The organism is Micromonospora sp. WMMD712 (assembly GCF_029581295.1).
Lineage (GTDB): Bacteria > Actinomycetota > Actinomycetes > Mycobacteriales > Micromonosporaceae > Micromonospora > Micromonospora carbonacea.
On sequence record NZ_CP120743.1, the window covers coordinates 1,213,579 to 1,229,881 of the forward strand.

The following is a 16,303-nucleotide window of genomic DNA, read 5'->3' on the forward strand; positions in this document are numbered from 1 at the left end:
CGGCTTCCCGTCCCGATGGGGTCTAAACGGGGCGTCCGCCACCGCGCGTGCCCGCTGGGCGGGTCGTCCGCTAAACGAGGTCCTCCGCCTCGACGGCGACCCGGTTGTCGAGCATCCGACCGCGCACCCGCCGGGCCGCCTCGCCGTCGGCGAAGAGGCCGCGCAGGTCCGCCAGGGCCGGCTCCGGGGGGCGCAGCGCCACGGTCGGGTCGACCACGGCCTCCAGCACGCTCGGCCGGTCCGCCGCGAGGACCTCGTCCCAGGCCGCGCCGATCAGCTCCGGCCGGTCCACCCGGACCCCGTGCAGGCCGAGCAGGCGGGCCCAGCCGGCGTACGGGACGTCGGGACGCCGGTCGGCCACCCCGGACGGCGGGCGGCCGTCGCCCACGCCCGAGTTGTCGCGGTTGTTGAGCACCAGCACGACCAGCCGGGGATCCGGCCACTCCCGCCAGTGGTGGGCCACCGTGATCAGCTCGGCCAGCCCGTTGAGCTGCATCGCGCCGTCGCCGGCGAGGGCGAGCACCGGCCGGTCGGGGCGGGCGAGCTTCGCCGCCACCGCGTACGGCAGGGCGCAGCCGGCCGACCCGAGGGTGCCGCAGAGGTGCGCGGTGACGCCGGGCGGCAGCTCCAGATGCCGGGCGTACCAGTAGACGACCGAGCCCACGTCGACGGCGACGGCCGCCTCCCGGGGCAGCCGGGCGGAGAGTTCGCGCAGCACGAGCTGCGGGTTGACCGGCCCGGCGGGCTCGGCGGCGCGGGCCGCCGCCGCCCGACGCCACCGGTCCACCGACGCCTCCACCGTCTCCCGCCATGCCCGCCGCGGCCGGTCCGGGACGCGCGCCAGCAGGGCCCGCAGCGTCTCGGTGGCGTCGCCGACCAGCGGCACGTCCACCGGGTACCGGTTGCCGATCCGCCGGCCGTCGATGTCGATCTGGACGGTGCGGACCTGGCCGGGCAGCGGGTAGTAGTCGGTCCACGGGTCGTTGGTGCCGACCAGCAGCAGGGTGTCGCAGCCGCCCATGAGCTGCGCCGCCGCGGTGGTGCCCACCTCGCCGAGCACGCCGGCGTGGAAGGGCAGCCGCTCGTCGAGCACCGGCTTGCCGAGCAGGCTGGCGGCCACCCCCGCGCCGAGCCGGTCGGCCAGCGCCACGATCTCGGCGGCCGCGCCGTGCCCGCCCTGCCCGACCAGGATCGCCACCCGGTCGCCGATGCCGAGCAGGGAGGAGGCGGCGGCCAGGTCGGCGTCGTGCGGCAGCACCCGCGCCAGCGGCTCCCCCGGCGTCGCCGACACGACCCCGGCGAACTGCGGGACCAGGTCGGGCACCGGGGCGACCTGCACCGCGCGGGGCAGCACCACGCAGGTCGGGCTGCGGGTGGCGGCGGCGGTGCGGAACGCCTGGTCCAGCACGGCCGGCACCTGGCCCGGGGTGCGCCCGTAGCGGACGAACTGGTTGCAGACGTCACCGAAGAGGCGGCTCAGGCCGATCTCCTCGTGGGCCCCGCCGAGCGGGCCGTCGATGTCCTCGCCGACGATCGCCACCACCGGCTTGCTGTCCAGCTTCGCGTCGTACAGGCCGTTGAGCAGGTGCACCGCGCTGGGGCCCTGGGTGGCCAGGCAGACCCCGATCTCGCCGGTGAACTTGGCGTGCCCGCTGGCCATGAACGAGGCCGTCTCCTCGTGCCGGGCGGGGACGAACTCGGGGTCCCCGCCCGCGCGGTCGAGGGCGGCGACGACCGGGGCGACGGCGGGGCCCGGGCACCCGAAGGCGCGCGGCACCCGCCACGCCCGCAGCCGCTCCACCACCAGGTCGGCGACCGTACGCTCAGCCATGTGAGCGGCCGGGCGTGGCGGCGTCGACGTAGCGCAGCACCGCGCCCACCCCGTCGGTCAGCTCGGGCGCCTCGTCCGGCGCGAGCACGGTCAGCTCCGCGTCGGTGCCGACCAACGCCCGCACCAGGGCCGCGTCGGCGCGTACCCGCTGGGGGTCGGCCACCGCGACGGCGGTGAGCTGGCCCGCGTCGGTGGCGATGTCGGTCGGCTCGGGGCCGACCCAGAGCTGGGCCGTCGACGACGGGTCGTCCACGATCAGCATCGTGTCGACCTGGTTGCGGCGCAGCGCCGACACGACGGCGTCCAGGCCCGCCCCGACGTCCTCCTGGACGCCGAAGCGGTCCAGCGCGGCGGTGACCCGCTGGTCGGCCACCTCGGCGATGGTCTGCACGGTGACGTCGTCCATCAGCGCCGGGTCCGCCCCGGCGTGCCGCGACCCGGCGTCGGTGCGCACCAGCACGTCCTGCCAGCGCTCCGGAAGCTGGGCGGCGATCATGCCGGTGGCCCGCACGTCGCCGGCGACCACCACCACCTCCGCGCCGACCTTCTCGGCCAGCTCCACGGTGGCCGCCGCCGCGTCGCCGGCGTTGTGGTGCCAGGCCTCCACGGCGGCCCGCTGGTAGCGCGAGTGCGACCAGCCGCCCGCGTTGACGCGGCGCAGCGGGAAGTCCTCCCGGCCGGTGACGTGGGCGCGGCGCGGCACCCCGCCGGCGCTGACGGCCACGGCGTCCGCGCCCCTGCGGTCGGCCAGCACCCGCACCCAGGCGACCTGCTCGCCGCGCTGGGCGAGCAACGGCATGGTGTGCGGCAGCTCCGACACGGTCGCCAGGTCCCGCAGCGGCGGGGCGGACAGGTACTCGGTGAGCACCGCCCGGCCCCCGGTGGCGAAGACGGCGATGCCGTAGTCGCCCGGCATCGGGTCGTGGCCGCGGACGACGCGTTCGACGGCGTCCACGGTCGGCGCGTCGGCGCCCTGCTCCAGCAGTCGCCCCGCGATGGCCCGCCAGCGCAGGTCCAGCGCGGGGCGGGCGTCGTGGGTGTCCCGGGAGGCGTCCAGGTAGACCGAGCACCACGGCCCGGGACGGTCGTAGAGCGGACGCAGGAAGGACAGCTGCATGCTCGACCCCTTTCCGGCTCGGCCCCCCGCTTACCCGCGCCGGTCGCCTTGTCACCTGACCCGGTCGGCCGACCCGGTCGCCTGGCCTGCTGCTTCCGCCGGCGGCCGGCGTCGGCTCCCGCCGCCGCGACCCGCCACGAACATGACTCGCGTTCATTCATGTCGTTCGGCCGCCCCGGCGGATACGATCGGTGTAGCGAATCGGACTCTCCGTGGTGAACGACTCTCGGTGGTGGACAATGGACGGCGACCTCGACTACCGGCGGATCGCTCGCCCGACGCAGCGGATCGTCACCGGCCGCGTCGTCCGGTTGCTCGACGGCTACCCGCGTGAGCTGAAGATCGGCCAGCCCGTGCTCGTCGCCGTGGTGACGGCCGCCAGCGTGATGGGGCTGCTGCTGCTGGCGTTCCGTTCGCTGCTGTCCAGCGGCGGTGGCGGTGCCCGGCGCACCTGGAAGGAGCTGCGCAAGGGGCCGGAGTTCCTGGTCACCCCGCTGCGGCTGCGCGACTCCAACGACCAGCTGTGCGAGGTGGAGCTGCACGGGCACCTGGCGCAGAGCGCGCTGCACCCGGCCGACTGGGTGCAGATCACCCTCAAGCCGCAGGATCCCGACCTGCCGCCGCGCGTCGAGCAGATCGTCAACCTCACCACCGGGCAGCTCCTGCGCCCCCGCCACGCCACCCTGTGGAGCCACCTCGGGCCGCCGCTGCTGCTCCAGGCCGCCCTGGGGGCGCTGCTGGTCCTCGTGATCGGCGTGGCGATCCTGCTCACCTGAGCGTGCGCCGCCAACGGGAGGCGCGCCGGTCCTGCTCGCCCGAGCCCCGCGCCGCCCGACGGGAAGCGCGCCGGGCGGTCAGCCGACCGGGGTGCGGGGGCGCTCCGGGGCCGGCGCGGTGCGCAGCATGCCCCGACGGGCCGCCCAGCGCTCGAAGACCAGGGTGGCGAACGGCGGCACCGAACAGGCCAACGCCACGAGGGTCGGCCACGCCCGCCACCGGTGCAGCCGCGCGACGGCCAGCACCAGCACGCCGTACGCGACGAACAGGCCGCCGTGGATCGGGCCGAAGATCTTCACGCCGATCTCGTTGCCCGGCGGGCCGTACTTGACGGCCATGCCGACCAGCAGGGCCAGCCAGGAGCACGCCTCGGCGACCGCCGCCGCGACGAACAGCTTCGTGATCTTCTCGCGCATCGTCTCCCCCACCGGTTGCCGGCCATGCTAGCCAGCCCGCCCGACGGCCCGGCCGACCGGGAGGCGGAGGCGACGGGGATCACGCGGGCCACAGGTGGGTACGTAGAGGGACCTTCGGGTCTTCCCCCGGCCGCCGCCGCGTGCGAGGTTGGGGGAACCAACGGTGACAGGGCGGTGACCATGGGCGAGGAAGTCGCGGCGCGCACCTTCAGTCGGGAGGACCGGGCGCGCTATCGGGAGAAGGTGCACCGGTGCCTGGACGTCTTCGCCGAGATGCTCCGGGAGTCCCGCTTCGACGTGGAACGGCCGATGACCGGCCTGGAGATCGAGCTGAACCTGGTCGACGACGGGTCCCTGCCGGCGATGCGCAACGCCGACGTGCTCGCCGCGATCGCCGACCCGAGCTTCCAGACCGAGCTGGGGCAGTTCAACGTGGAGATCAACGTCGCGCCGCGCCGGCTGGCCGGCACGGGCACCGCCGCGTTCGAGGAACACGTGCGGGCCAGCCTCAACGCCGCCGAGACCAAGGCCCAGGGCGTCGGCGCGCACATGGTCATGATCGGCATCCTGCCGACGCTGCGCCCGGAGCACCTGACCGCCGAGACGCTGTCGGCCAACCCGCGCTACAAGCTGCTCAACGAGCAGATCTTCGCCGCGCGCGGCGAGGACCTGCGGATCTCCATCAGCGGGGTGGAACGGCTCGCGGTCACCGCCGACACCATCACCCCGGAGGCGGCCTGCACCAGCACCCAGTTCCACCTCCAGGTCAGCCCCGCGCAGTTCGCCGACCACTGGAACGCCGCCCAGGCCGTCGCCGGCATCCAGGTGGCCCTCGGCGCGAACTCGCCGCTGCTGTTCGGCCGGGAACTGTGGCGCGAGACCCGCATCCCGCTGTTCCAGCAGGCCACCGACACCCGGGCGGAAGAGATCAAGGCCCAGGGGGTACGCCCACGGGTGTGGTTCGGCGAACGCTGGATCACCAGCGTGTTCGACCTGTTCGAGGAGAACGTGCGCTACTTCCCCGCCCTGCTGCCGGTGTGCGACCCGGAGGACCCGGCCGAGGCCCTGGCCCGGGGCGACGTGCCGAAGCTCGCCGAGCTGCGGCTGCACAACGGCACCGTCTACCGCTGGAACCGGCCGGTGTACGACGTCCACAAGGGCCGGCCCCACCTGCGGGTGGAGAACCGGGTGCTGCCCGCCGGCCCCACCGTGCTCGACACCGTCGCCAACGGCGCGTTCTACTTCGGGCTGGTCCGGGCCCTCGCCGAGTCGGACCGGCCGCTGTGGTCGCAGATGTCGTTCAGCGCCGCCGAGGAGAACTTCACCAGTTGCGCCCGGCACGGGATCGACGCCCAGGTGTTCTGGCCCGGCCTCGGCTACCTGCCGGTCACCGAGCTGGTGCTGCGCCGGCTGCTGCCGCTGGCCCACCACGGCCTCGACCGGTGGGGGCTGGACCCGGCCGAGCGGGACCGGCTGCTCGGGATCATCGAGCAGCGCTGCCTGACCGGCCGCAACGGCGCGACCTGGCAGGTGGAGACCCTGCACCGGCTGGAGTCCGCCGACCACCTGGACCGGCCCGAGGCGCTGCGCGAGGTCGTCCGCCACTACGTGGAGCTGATGCACAGCAACCGCCCCGTCCACGAGTGGCCGATCCCCTAGACCGGGCCCGGGACCGACCCGGGAGTCCCGGGCCGACGGGCCTGCGCCCAAGGCTAGGGTGGGCCGGTGCCCGGGGCTAGGGTGGGCCGGTGCCGAACACCGACGCGGCGATCGACGTCGCCCTCGCCCGGCTGCGGTCCCTCGGGGAGCAGCTTCCCTACCCCGGGGACTGGCTCCCGGCCGCCCGCGTCGACTCGGCCGGGGTCGTCCTCGCCGAGGACGAGGGGCTGTCCCGCCTCGTCGTCGACCCGGCCACGGGTGCGGTGTCCCTCGTCGACGACGACGGATCCGAGCCGGTGAACTCCACCCTCGCCGCGTTCGTCGCCTGCGCGGAGGCGTACCTGGCCGCCCGTGCGGAGGCCCACGCGCTGCCCGACGACGCCGACGACGACCTCGAGGCGGTCGGCGAGCGGCTCACCGACCGGTTCCGGCAGCTCGACCCGGCGTCGGTCGGCCACGAGAACCGCTTCTGGTCGGTGGCCGCCGAGGAACTCGGCTACGGGATGACCTGACGGGTCGGCCCTCCCCGGTGGCGACGGGCCTGACGGCGCGGGCGGCGCTTCGGCGGCCTGAACGCGGGCGGCGCTTCGGCGGCCTGACGACGCGGGCGGTTCGAAGGGTCGGCACCTCCGGCGGCTACGCACCGGGCGGCTACGCACCGGGCGGGTCGACCATCGGTTCGTACCGGTCGCCGGCGTCGCTGACCGGGCGGTAGTCCTCGTCGGCCGCCAGGCGGTGCAGCGCCTCCAGCAGCCCGTCGGCCTCCGGCAGGTCGAGCGCCTGCCGCAGCCGCGCCCGTTCCGCGTCCAGCTCCGGCCAGTCCTCGCGGATCTCCTCGTCGGCGCGGGCCAGCCACTCCCGCAGCCGCGCGCCGCCGTCGTCGCCGTACGGGACGCTCGTCGCGTCGTGGATGCTGGAGAGCCCGACGACGAGCGCGAGGGCGGCGCGCAGGTCGGTCGCGATCAGCCCGCCCTCGCCCTCCGAGCCGACGTACAGCACGGGCCGGGCGACGCTGGTGCCCACCAGCATGAAGGCCCCGCCCGAGGCGTCCCCGGCGATCATCTCAAGGGGTTCGCCGCTGGGCAGGTGCACCGCCTCCGGCGGCCCGTCGGCCGCCCGGTCCAGGTCGAAGTCGAACCGGCGCAACAGGTCGACGATCCACGCCGCGCCGGCGATCCGCCCCAGCAGCAGACTCTCGCCCCCTGCGGCCCGCTCGCCCCCTGCGCCTATCTCGGCCCCTGCGGCCCTCTCGTCACCCACCCCGCGACGCTACCCCACCCCCCAGGCCCCTCCCTCGCTCCTCCGCTCGCCCGCTCACCCCGCGATCTTGCACTTGTGGCCCCCTGTTCGCCCGTTATCACCGTTATGCGGGGGCCGAAACTGCAAGATCGCGGAGAACGGGGGTGCAGGCGGGGCGCGGGATTCAGGAGGAGGGGGTGGGGAGGTCGTGGGTGGCGTGGAAGACGACCGCACCGAGGACCTCCGCCGGGGTGCGGAACCTGTCGAGGCGCGCGCCCGCAAACGTGGCCTCGCCGTGGAACGAGGCGCGCCCCTCCGGGCCGCCAAGGCGGAACGCGGCCCCCTCGAACGTGGCCCCGTCGAAGCGGGTGACCCCGTGGAACTGGGCTGCCGTGAAGTCGGCGTGGTCCACCGCGCAGCCGCTGAGGTCGAGGTCGACCAGGGTCGCGCCGCACAGCGACAGGCTCATGCCCGCCCAGTGCACCGCCCCGCCCGGCTCGTCCGCCCCGCCCGGCTCGTCCGGCCCGCCCGGCTCGTTCCGCTCGTCGGGCCTGCCCGAACCGCCCGGCTCACCCGGGGCACTGGCCCCCTGGCGCAGGCGTGCGGCGAGGAGTCGCTGGGCAGCGCGGCGCAGCTCCACCTCGCCGGCCTGCGCGGCGGTCAGCTCGCCGGTCACGTGGAACGGCAGCGGGGCGCGCAGGTAGCCGCAGACGGCGTCCACCACCCGCTGGCGCAGCTCCGGTCGCGCGTCGCCCAACTCGCCGAGGATACGCAGGCCGGCCCGGCGCACATCGGGGTCGGGGTCGGCGAGCTGGCGGGCGTACGGCGCGACGGAGCCGTCGGGCACGAGCACCGCCGCGTCGCCCGGGGCGGACGGCCCCTGCGGACCGGTTGGTTCGTTCGCGTCGTCCAGGCCGAGTTCCGACGTCCAGCCGAGGGGCCAGCATATCGGCTCGTCGTCGGCCGAGCCGGCCCACCGGGCGTCGGTGAGGTCCACGGCTGGCTGGTCCAGGTGCACGGGCCCACTGAACCACGCCCCGCCGAAGGTCGCCTCCGCCCCGAAGCGCGCCTTGTAGAACCAGGCGGGGCCGGCGAAGCGGGCCCGGCGGAATGAAGCCGGGCCGACGAAGCGGGCCCCGTCACCGCCCTCGGTCCACTCCTGGTAGTCGCCCATCAGCACCGCCACCGGCCAGCCGGGGTCGTCCTCGTTCGGCTCGTCCCACTCAGCGGGCCGGACCTCCTCGATGGTGTCCCAGGCCGGGTCGTCCTCCCAGAACTCCTCCTCGCCGCGCCCGAACCAGGCCAGCCCGCCGAACGCCGCGCCCGCGAAGCTCGCCGGCCCCCGGAACCGGGCCCGCCCGAACACGGCGTCGGCGGCGAAGTGCGCCTCGTCGAAGCGGGCAGCTCCGTGGAAGAGCGCGCGAGCGAAGATCGCCTCGCGGGCGAACCGGGCCCCGGCGAAGGAGGTCGTCCCGAGGAAACGGGCGTCGTCGAACCGGGCCCCGGCCAGCACGCAGCCGCCGAGGTCGGCGTCGACGAGGGTCGCCCCGGCCAGGTCGACGCCGACGGTTGACGCACCCGCGTCGGGCCGGAGCAGCCCGGCCAGCACGCGCCCCGCCACCCGCCGCCCGTCGGCGTCCAGGTTGGCAGGACCGTCAGCCGGCGTACGCAGGTATGCGCACACCGCGTCGGCGGCATGCTGCCGCAGGTCGGGGTGGGCCGCGCCAACCTCGGCGAGCCGCCCCAGGGCGGCCTCCCGCTGCCCACCCGCCGCAACCAGCACCTGCCGGCCGGCAGCCCGGCACTCCTCGACGCCCGCCGCATCGTCCACCACGTGACCCCTCCGCACCCGACGGCCGCCCCGCACACCGGCCCCGCTGCCGGGTTGGCCCCGACGCGTCGGCGCAGGATAGCCGCAACGACCGACATCGGCGCAGGCACCGGAGACTCGGGGCCTGTGCCGTGTCCGTCGGCACACGGTCGGGTCGCCGTCATCGTCGACCTGCCGGCGGCGTGCTGGTGGGTCCACCACCAGGCCACCCCGTACGGGCTGTGCCGGCAACAACGGTGCCAGCACTGCCCGCTCGCGGTTCCTGAGATCACCTCGCGCCATGCAGGGCTTGACGGGTGACACTCATGACCCGCGAGACAGAACCTGCCGCGAACGAAAGAATGCCAACGAATTCATAAATGTTTATGAACTTCCTTCGCCATCATGGAAGTTGTGCATCATATCGATTACTGTCATTTTGCCAGCCTGGCGAATTTACGGGGATGGGAGATCCTGTGAGAATGAGAGCTATACCATCGGCGATTGCTCTGGTGGGTGCGTCGGCGGGAGCGATGATTCTGCTGACCGGAAGCCCGGCCATGGCCGCCGACACCGCCTACCTGGAGCAGACCCAGTACCTCACCAGCACCCCCACGGACTCGCTGGCCACCACGTGCACCAGCAAACGGATCACCCTGTCGGCGGGGGACTACACCTGGGGCAACTACTACCCCGGCTCGGTCCAGGATCAGTACCTCGGCGCCACCACCTACACGTGGACGACCTGCCTGGACCCGAAGAACGGGTACTACCGGCAGACGACGACGCTGGACCCGGATCATTCGGGATGGGCCAACGCCACCATCAGCGATGATTTTGTCATCTCCCCGTCCGGCAACTGGACCTGGGGTTCCTACATCGATCCCCACTTCTGATCCAGCCTCCACCACGGGTGCCCGGGGCGCGTCGCTCCGGGCACCCGGCCGGATGGGGCGGGAGTGGTTCGCGCGATTCGATCGGAAATCGGGACCCTGGCGCCGGACCGATCGGAGTGGGCGAAGCCGCACGCGGCATGATCGTCTGCTGTTTCCGGAGAGCTCGTCCGGCGTGTCGTCTCACTGATCAGCAGACGATCACGCCGACAGCCCCGCTCCCCTCACAACGCGACCACCGCCGCCGACTCCGGGGGGAGTTCGATGCGGTCGCGGGTGACCGAGACGCCCTCCTCCGTGGTCAGCAGCACCCGGCGCGCCACCCCCGGCAGGGTGATCCGCTGCGGCCGGCCGGCGAGGTTCGCCACCACCATCCGCTCGCCCCGGCGCATCACCAGGAACTGGTCGCCGTGCCGCACGTCGACGGCGTCGAGCCGGGGATCGGAGAGGTCGGGGTCGCTCTTGCGCAGGGCGATGAGCCGTCGGTAGAACTCGTGCATCCGGCGGTGTTCGGGCTTGTCCAGCTCGGCCCAGTCGAGCCGGGAGCGCACGAACGTCTGCCGGTCCTGCGGGTCCGGCACGTCGCCGGGCGGCCAGCCGTGCGCGGCGAACTCGCGCCTACGGCCGGCGGCCACGGCGGTGGCCAGCTCCGGCTCCGGGTGGCTGGTGAAGAACTGCCACGGGGTGCTGGCCGCCCACTCCTCCCCCATGAACAGCATGGGGGTGAACGGGCCGGTGAGCAGCAGCGTCGCGCCGACGCGCAGCAGCGCCGGGGACAGCGTCGCGGAGATCCGGTCGCCGGTGGCCCGGTTGCCGATCTGGTCGTGGTTCTGCAGGTACGCCACGAAGCGGTGCCCCGGCACGCGCTGCCGGTCGACGGGCCGGCCGTGGCTGCGCTGGCGGAAGCTGGACCAGGTGCCGGCGTGGTAGAACCCGCCGGTCAGCACCTGCGCCAGGCACTCCAGGGAGCCGAAGTCGGCGTAGTAGCCCTGCCGTTCCCCGGTGAGCAGGGTGTGCAGGGCGTGGTGGGCGTCGTCGTTCCACTGGGCGTGCAGGCCGTACCCGCCGGCCTCGCGGGGCGTGACCAGCCGCGGGTCGTTGAGGTCGGACTCGGCGATCAGCGACAGCGGCCGGCCCAGCCGGGTCGACAGGGCCTCCACCGCGACCGCGATCTCCTCCAGCAGGTGGGTGGCGCGGGTGTCGGGCATCGCGTGCACGGCGTCGAGGCGCAGGCCGTCGACGTGGTAGTCGCGCAGCCACATCACGATGCTGTCGACGATGTAGCGGCGCACCTCGTCGGAGTGCGGGCCGTCGAGGTTGACGGTGCGGCCCCAGGTGTTGCTCCGCTCGGTCAGGTACGGCGCGAACATCGGCGCGTAGGCCCCGGAGGGCCCGAAATGGTTGTAGACGACGTCAAGGATCACCCCCAGACCCTTGGCGTGGGCGGCGTCGACGAACCGTTTCAGCCCGTCGGGGCCGCCGTAGGGTTCGTGCGGGGCGAACCAGCAGACCCCGTCGTACCCCCAGTTGTGCTCGCCGTTGAAGGCGTTGACCGGCAGCAGCTCGACCAGGTCGACGCCGAGGTCGACGAGGTGGTCGAGACGCTCGATCGCCGCGTCGAAGGTGCCCTCGGGGGTGAAGGTGCCGATGTGCAGCTCGTAGAGGATGCTGCCGGGCAGTTGCCGGCCCGTCCAGCCGGCGTCGCCCCAGCGGTGGGCGGCGTGGTCGTAGCGGCGGCTCGGCCCGTGCACCCCGGCGGGCTGCCAGGGCGAGCGGGGGTCGGGCAGGGCCCGGTCGTCGTCGCCGAGGACGAACGCGTAGTCGGTGCCGGGGCCCGCGCCGGGCACCTCGACCCGCCACCAGCCGCCCGGCTCGGGGCGCATCTCGTGGTCGGCGGCGGCGTCGGCGTCGCCGGCCAGCCGCAGCCGGACCCGGGCGGCCTCGGGCGCCCACACGGTGAATTCGGTCATGCGGCAGCCTCCACGGAGTCGGCGGGTGCGAGGAGGGCGACGGGGAGAGTGTCGAGCAGATCGTCCAGCAGCAGCTCACTGCCACTGTAGACCCGCCCGGTGAACACGTCGGTAACAGTGTGGCCGCCCAGCGACAGCCGGGTGCCCCGCCAGCCGCCGGCGCGGGCCAGCCGCAGCGGCAGCCGGGTGGCGACGGCGACCGCCCCGGCGCGGTGCGGCCCGCCGGGAGAAGAGCCGCCCCGGTCGGCGGCGCCTCGGTCGAAGGCGACGACGTGGGCGGCGGCGGGGCCGTGCGCGGGCACCGGGCGGTAGCCGGCGAACAGCTCCGGGTGGTCGCGGCGCAGCCGCAGCGTCCGCGACACCACGAGCAGCTTCGCCGCGCCGGACGCGTCCACCGCCGGGCGCAGGCCGGCGTCGAGCCGGGCCAGCTTCTCCCGGCGTACGCCGAAGTCGACCGGGCGGCGGTTGTCGGGGTCGACGAGGGAGTTGTCCCACAGCTCGGTGCCCTGGTAGGTGTCGGGCACCCCGGGCATGGCGAGCTGGACGAGCTTCTGCCCCAGCGAGTTCGACCAGCCGGCGGGGGTGATCTCGGCGGCGAACTCGGTCAGCTCGGCGTGCAGCTCCGGGTCGTCGTACATGCGGTCGACCAGGGCGTGCATGGCGCGCTCGAAGCCTGGGTCGGGGTCGGCCCAGCTGGTGGCCACCGACGCCTCCCGGGCGGCCTTCTCGGCGTACGCGTGCAGCCGCTCCCGCTCGATGGGCCACGCGCCGACGGTGGTCTGCCAGAGCAGGTGGGCGAACGCCGGATCGGGCAGCGGCGCGGCGGCGGTCCACCGGGTGACCCGCTCGGCCCAGCGCCCGGGCAGCTCGGAGAGCACGGCGAGGCGGGCCCGGACGTCCTCGCCGCGCTTGGTGTCGTGGGTGGAGAGGGTGGTCATGGCCGCCGGCCAGCGCACCTGCCGGGCGGCGGCGAACCGGTGGAACTCGGCCGGCGGGGTGCCGAAGTGGGCGGGGCTGCCGCCGACCTCGTTGAGGGCGACGAACCGGCTCCACCGGTAGTAGGCGGTGTCCTCGACGCCCTTGGCCATCACCGCGCCGCTCAGCTGCGGGAAGCGTACGCCCAGCTCGTCGTCGGGGTCGCGGAGCCGGCGGGTGACCGCGTCGAGGGCGGGGGCCAGGTCGGGGCGGCGGCGGCCGGCCTCGGCGCGGGCGGCGGCGAGGTGGCGGGCCCCGTGCGGCGGGTAGCCCCGGTAGACGGGGAAGCAGGCGGCCAGCTCCGCCAGGGCGGCGCGGGCGGAGTCGGGGGTGAGCTCGGGGGCGAGCGAGGCGAGCCGGGTCAGCTCGGCGGCGAGCAGCCGGGTGGCGGCCTCCAGCTTGGTGGCGTGGGTGAGGTCCTGCCAGGAGGTGTGCCGGCCGGTGAGCCGGGCGTCGAGGGCGGTGAAGTCGGCCTCGGCGGCGCCGTCGACGAAGAGGCCGCCGACGGCGGCGAGGGCGTCGTAGCCGGTGGTGCCGTCGACCGGCCAGTCGGGCAGCTCCTCGCCGTACTCCAGGATCTTCTCCACCAGCAGCCACGCCCGCGGCGCGGCGGCGCGCAGCCGGGCCAGGTAGCCGGCGGGGTCGCGCAGCCCGTCGGGGTGGTCGACGCGGATGCCGTCGACGTCGCCGGCCGCCGCCCAGCGCAGGACCTCGGCGTGGGTGGCGGCGAAGACCTCCGGGTCCTCCACGCGCAGGCCGGCGAGGTCGGCGACGGCGAAGAACCGGCGGTACGTCAGCTCGCGGTCGCCGCGCCGCCAGGAGACCAGCTCGTAGTGCTGCCGGTCGTGCACCTGCCCGGGGCTGCCGTCGCCGGTGCCGTCGGCGATCGGGAAGCGGTGCTCGTGGTAGCGCAGCTCCCCGTCGGCGATCGTGAGGTCGTCGAGGGCGTCGGGGGCGTCGGCGAGCACGGGCAGCAGCAGCCGGCCCCGGTCCCAGTCGATGTCGAACCAGCGCGCGTACGCCGAGTCGCGGCCCCGGCGCAGCACGTCCCACCAGGCGGGGTTGGCCGCCGGCCGGGCCACCCCGGCGTGGTTGGGCACGATGTCGACGACGAGGCCGAGCCCGGCGGCGCGCAGCGCCCGCACCAGCCGCACCCGGGCGGCCTCGCCGCCCAGCTCCGGGTTGACCGCCCGGTGGTCCACGACGTCGTAGCCGTGCTGCGAGCCGGGGGTCGCGGTGAGCAGCGGGGCGCTGTAGAGGTGGGTGACGCCGAGGTCGGCCAGGTAGCCGGCGAGGCCGGCGGTGGTGTCGAGGTCGAAGCCGGGGCGGACCTGCACCCGGTAGGTCGAGCCGACGGGCAGGCGGGGGGTGTCGGGCATCGACTCAGACCGTCCTCTCCAGGACCACGAGGCAGCGGTCGGGCACGCAGATGGTGCCGCCCGCCTCGACGAGGGTCGGCTTCTCCGGGTCCGGGTCCGCGGTGCTGATCACCTGCTCCCAGCGCTTGCCGAACTCCTCCCCGGGCAGGGTGAAGTCGAGCGGGGCGTCGTGGGCGTTGAAGCAGAGCACGAACGACGAGTCGTGGTGGCGCTGGCCGAACTGGCCGCGTTCGCGGATGCCGTCGCCGTTGACGAACAGGGCCACCGAGCGGCCGAAGTCGTTGCCCCAGTCCTCGCCGGTCATCTCCCGGCCGTCGGGGGTGTACCAGGCCAGGTCGGGCAGCCCCGAGCCGGCGGCCCGGCCGCCGACGGGCAGGCCGGTGAAGAAGCTGCGGCGGCGGAACACCTGGTGGCGTCGGCGGAAGTCGACCAACCGCCGGACGAAGTCCAGCAGCGGCTCGTCGGCGTCGTCCCAGTCGACCCAGGCCAGCTCGCTGTCCTGGCAGTAGGCGTTGTTGTTGCCGCGCTGGGTGCGGCCCAGCTCGTCGCCGTGGCCGATCATCGGCACGCCCTGGGAGAGGATCAGGGTGGCCAGGAAGTTGCGCCGCTGCCGCTGCCGCAGGGCCAGCACGCCGGGGTCGTCGGTCTCGCCCTCGACGCCGCAGTTCCAGGACCGGTTGTGGCCCTCGCCGTCGCGGTTGTCCTCGCCGTTGGCCTCGTTGTGCTTGTCGTTGTACGACACGAGGTCGTTGAGGGTGAACCCGTCGTGGCAGGTGACGAAGTTGATGCTGTGGAACGGGCGGCGGCCGTCGTCCTGGTAGAGGTCGGCGGAGCCGGAGATGCGGGAGGCGAACTCGGCGAGGGTGGCGGGCTCGCCGCGCCAGAAGTCGCGCACCGTGTCGCGGTACTTTCCGTTCCACTCGGTCCACAGCGGCGGGAAGTTGCCCACCTGGTAGCCGCCGGGGCCGACGTCCCACGGCTCGGCGATGAGCTTGACCTGGCTGACCACCGGGTCCTGCTGGACCACCTCGAAGAAGGTGGACAGCCGGTCGACCTCGTAGAACTCGCGGGCCAGGGTCGCCGCGAGGTCGAACCGGAAGCCGTCGACGTGCATCTCGGTGACCCAGTAGCGCAGCGAGTCCATGATCAGTTGCAGGGAGTGTGGGCTGCGCACGTTGAGGCTGTTGCCGGTGCCGGTGTAGTCGACGAAGTAGCGCCGGTTCTCCTCGGAGAGGCGGTAGTAGCTGGGGTTGTCGACGCCCTTGAAGCTCAGCGTCGGGCCGAGGTGGTTACCCTCGGCGGTGTGGTTGTAGACCACGTCGAGGATGACCTCGATGCCGGCGGCGTGCAGCGTCTTGACCATGCCCCGGAACTCCTGCACCTGCTGGCCGAGGCCGCCGAGGGCCGCGTAGCCGTGGTGGGGGGCGAAGAAGCCGATCGTGTTGTAGCCCCAGTAGTTGCGCAGCCCCAGGTCGGCGAGGCGGTGGTCGTGCACGAACTGGTGCACCGGCATCAGCTCCACGGCCGTGACCCCGAGCCGCTGGAAGTATTCGATCATGACCGGGGAGGCGATGGCCGCGTACGTGCCGCGCAGCTCCTCCGGGATGCCGGGGTGGCGCATGGTCAGGCCGCGCACGTGCGCCTCGTAGATCACCGAGTGGTGGTACGGGGTGCGCGGCGGCCGGTCGTTGCCCCAGTCGAAGTACGGGTTCACCACCACCGACTTCGGCATGAACGGGGCCGAGTCGGTCTCCGACATCCGGTCCTCGTCGCCGCCCACCTCGTAGTCGTAGACGGCCGGGTGCCACTCGACGTCACCGTCGACGGCCTTCGCGTACGGGTCGAGCAGCAGCTTGTTCGGGTTGCAGCGGATGCCGTTCGCCGGGTCCCACGGGCCGTGGACCCGGTAGCCGTAGCGCTGCCCCGGCTCGATGCCCGGGATGTAGCAGTGCCAGACGTACGCGTCGACCTCACGCAGCTCGACGCGGCGCTCGGCGCCGGTGTCCCACTCGTCGAACAGGCAGAGCTCGACGCGCTCGGCCACCTCGGAGAAGATCGCGAAGTTGGTGCCCATCCCGTCGTGGGTGGCCCCCAGCGGGTACCGCTCGCCCGGCCAGACCTGCATGTCGCTCCTCAGCCCATGATGATGATCGCCCCGGACGGGGCCGTGCCCGCCGGGTGCGCACGCCGCTAATGCCCCGCCGCCGGTCGGCCCAATCCACCCGTTGGTGCCGTAA

The 16,303-nt window shown here is 74.1% G+C and carries 12 protein-coding genes; 4 read left to right on the forward strand and 8 right to left on the reverse strand.

The features are described 5' to 3' along the window. Positions 1-70 precede the first annotated feature (70 nt). Both O7633_RS04945 and O7633_RS04950 read right to left on the reverse strand, forming a co-directional pair. Positions 71-1,831, reverse strand: coding sequence for a thiamine pyrophosphate-binding protein (locus O7633_RS04945; protein ID WP_282326338.1), 1,761 nt, complete (start codon positions 1,829-1,831; stop codon positions 71-73). Beyond that, on the reverse strand, positions 1,824-2,948 hold the full coding sequence (locus O7633_RS04950) for a Vms1/Ankzf1 family peptidyl-tRNA hydrolase (protein ID WP_282326340.1): 1,125 nt from the start codon (positions 2,946-2,948) through the stop codon (positions 1,824-1,826). Before O7633_RS04950 ends, O7633_RS04945 begins: the two co-directional genes overlap by 8 nt. A gap of 239 nt (positions 2,949-3,187) precedes the next feature. Between O7633_RS04950 and O7633_RS04955 the strand changes: the two genes are divergently transcribed. Then, complete coding sequence (locus O7633_RS04955; RefSeq protein ID WP_282326341.1) at positions 3,188-3,724, forward strand: hypothetical protein; 537 nt, start codon at positions 3,188-3,190, stop codon at positions 3,722-3,724. A 78-nt stretch (positions 3,725-3,802) separates the two neighbouring features. On the opposite strand, the gene O7633_RS04960 is transcribed toward O7633_RS04955, so the two are convergent. Next, positions 3,803-4,141, reverse strand: coding sequence for a DUF3817 domain-containing protein (locus O7633_RS04960; protein ID WP_074473307.1), 339 nt, complete (start codon positions 4,139-4,141; stop codon positions 3,803-3,805). A 180-nt stretch (positions 4,142-4,321) separates the two neighbouring features. Between O7633_RS04960 and O7633_RS04965 the strand changes: the two genes are divergently transcribed. Together O7633_RS04965 and O7633_RS04970 are read left to right on the forward strand one after the other, a co-directional pair. After that, entirely contained in the window at positions 4,322-5,800 is a 1,479-nt protein-coding gene (locus tag O7633_RS04965; protein WP_282326343.1) for a glutamate--cysteine ligase, read from the forward strand. Positions 5,801-5,889: 89 nt separating this feature from the next. After that, positions 5,890-6,312, forward strand: a complete 423-nt coding sequence (locus O7633_RS04970; protein WP_282326345.1) for an SUKH-4 family immunity protein — start codon at positions 5,890-5,892, stop codon at positions 6,310-6,312. A 139-nt stretch (positions 6,313-6,451) separates the two neighbouring features. Here the strand turns inward: O7633_RS04970 and O7633_RS04975 are convergent, their stop codons facing one another. Both O7633_RS04975 and O7633_RS04980 read right to left on the reverse strand, forming a co-directional pair. After that, the gene (locus O7633_RS04975) at positions 6,452-7,060 is read right to left on the reverse strand and encodes a hypothetical protein (protein WP_282326347.1); all 609 of its coding nucleotides are present in this window, start codon (positions 7,058-7,060) and stop codon (positions 6,452-6,454) included. A gap of 163 nt (positions 7,061-7,223) precedes the next feature. After that, the gene (locus O7633_RS04980) at positions 7,224-8,873 is read right to left on the reverse strand and encodes a pentapeptide repeat-containing protein (RefSeq protein WP_282326348.1); all 1,650 of its coding nucleotides are present in this window, start codon (positions 8,871-8,873) and stop codon (positions 7,224-7,226) included. A gap of 509 nt (positions 8,874-9,382) precedes the next feature. Here O7633_RS04980 and O7633_RS04985 point away from each other — a divergent pair. After that, a complete protein-coding gene (locus O7633_RS04985; RefSeq protein ID WP_278135824.1) occupies positions 9,383-9,745 on the forward strand; it encodes a hypothetical protein in 363 nt (120 codons plus the stop codon). A 221-nt stretch (positions 9,746-9,966) separates the two neighbouring features. Here O7633_RS04985 and treZ read toward each other — a convergent pair whose 3' ends face one another. Genes treZ through glgX form a run of 3 tightly spaced genes read right to left on the reverse strand, consistent with a single transcriptional unit; the run spans position 9,967 to position 16,191 of the window. After that, positions 9,967-11,712, reverse strand: a complete 1,746-nt coding sequence (treZ, locus tag O7633_RS04990) for a malto-oligosyltrehalose trehalohydrolase (RefSeq protein ID WP_278135825.1) — start codon at positions 11,710-11,712, stop codon at positions 9,967-9,969. Further along, positions 11,709-14,066, reverse strand: coding sequence for a malto-oligosyltrehalose synthase (gene treY, locus O7633_RS04995; protein ID WP_282326350.1), 2,358 nt, complete (start codon positions 14,064-14,066; stop codon positions 11,709-11,711). The genes treZ and treY overlap by 4 nt, the downstream gene beginning before the upstream one ends. A 4-nt stretch (positions 14,067-14,070) precedes the next feature. After that, a complete protein-coding gene (glgX, locus tag O7633_RS05000; RefSeq protein WP_282326351.1) occupies positions 14,071-16,191 on the reverse strand; it encodes a glycogen debranching protein GlgX in 2,121 nt (706 codons plus the stop codon). Positions 16,192-16,303: the final 112 nt, after the last annotated feature.

Bases quoted from the DNA above. Each gene is read 5' to 3' on its own strand.
- O7633_RS04950 (WP_282326340.1), bottom strand. From the start codon at position 2,948: ATGCAGCTGTCCTTCCTGCGTCCGCTCTACGACCGTCCCGGGCCGTGG.
- O7633_RS04965 (WP_282326343.1), top strand. From the start codon at position 4,322: ATGGGCGAGGAAGTCGCGGCGCGCACCTTCAGTCGGGAGGACCGGGCG.
- O7633_RS04955 (WP_282326341.1), top strand. From the start codon at position 3,188: ATGGACGGCGACCTCGACTACCGGCGGATCGCTCGCCCGACGCAGCGG.
- treY (WP_282326350.1), bottom strand. From the start codon at position 14,066: ATGCCCGACACCCCCCGCCTGCCCGTCGGCTCGACCTACCGGGTGCAG.
- glgX (WP_282326351.1), bottom strand. From the start codon at position 16,191: ATGCAGGTCTGGCCGGGCGAGCGGTACCCGCTGGGGGCCACCCACGAC.
- O7633_RS04960 (WP_074473307.1), bottom strand. From the start codon at position 4,141: ATGCGCGAGAAGATCACGAAGCTGTTCGTCGCGGCGGCGGTCGCCGAG.
- O7633_RS04985 (WP_278135824.1), top strand. From the start codon at position 9,383: ATGATTCTGCTGACCGGAAGCCCGGCCATGGCCGCCGACACCGCCTAC.
- treZ (WP_278135825.1), bottom strand. From the start codon at position 11,712: ATGACCGAATTCACCGTGTGGGCGCCCGAGGCCGCCCGGGTCCGGCTG.
- O7633_RS04945 (WP_282326338.1), bottom strand. From the start codon at position 1,831: ATGGCTGAGCGTACGGTCGCCGACCTGGTGGTGGAGCGGCTGCGGGCG.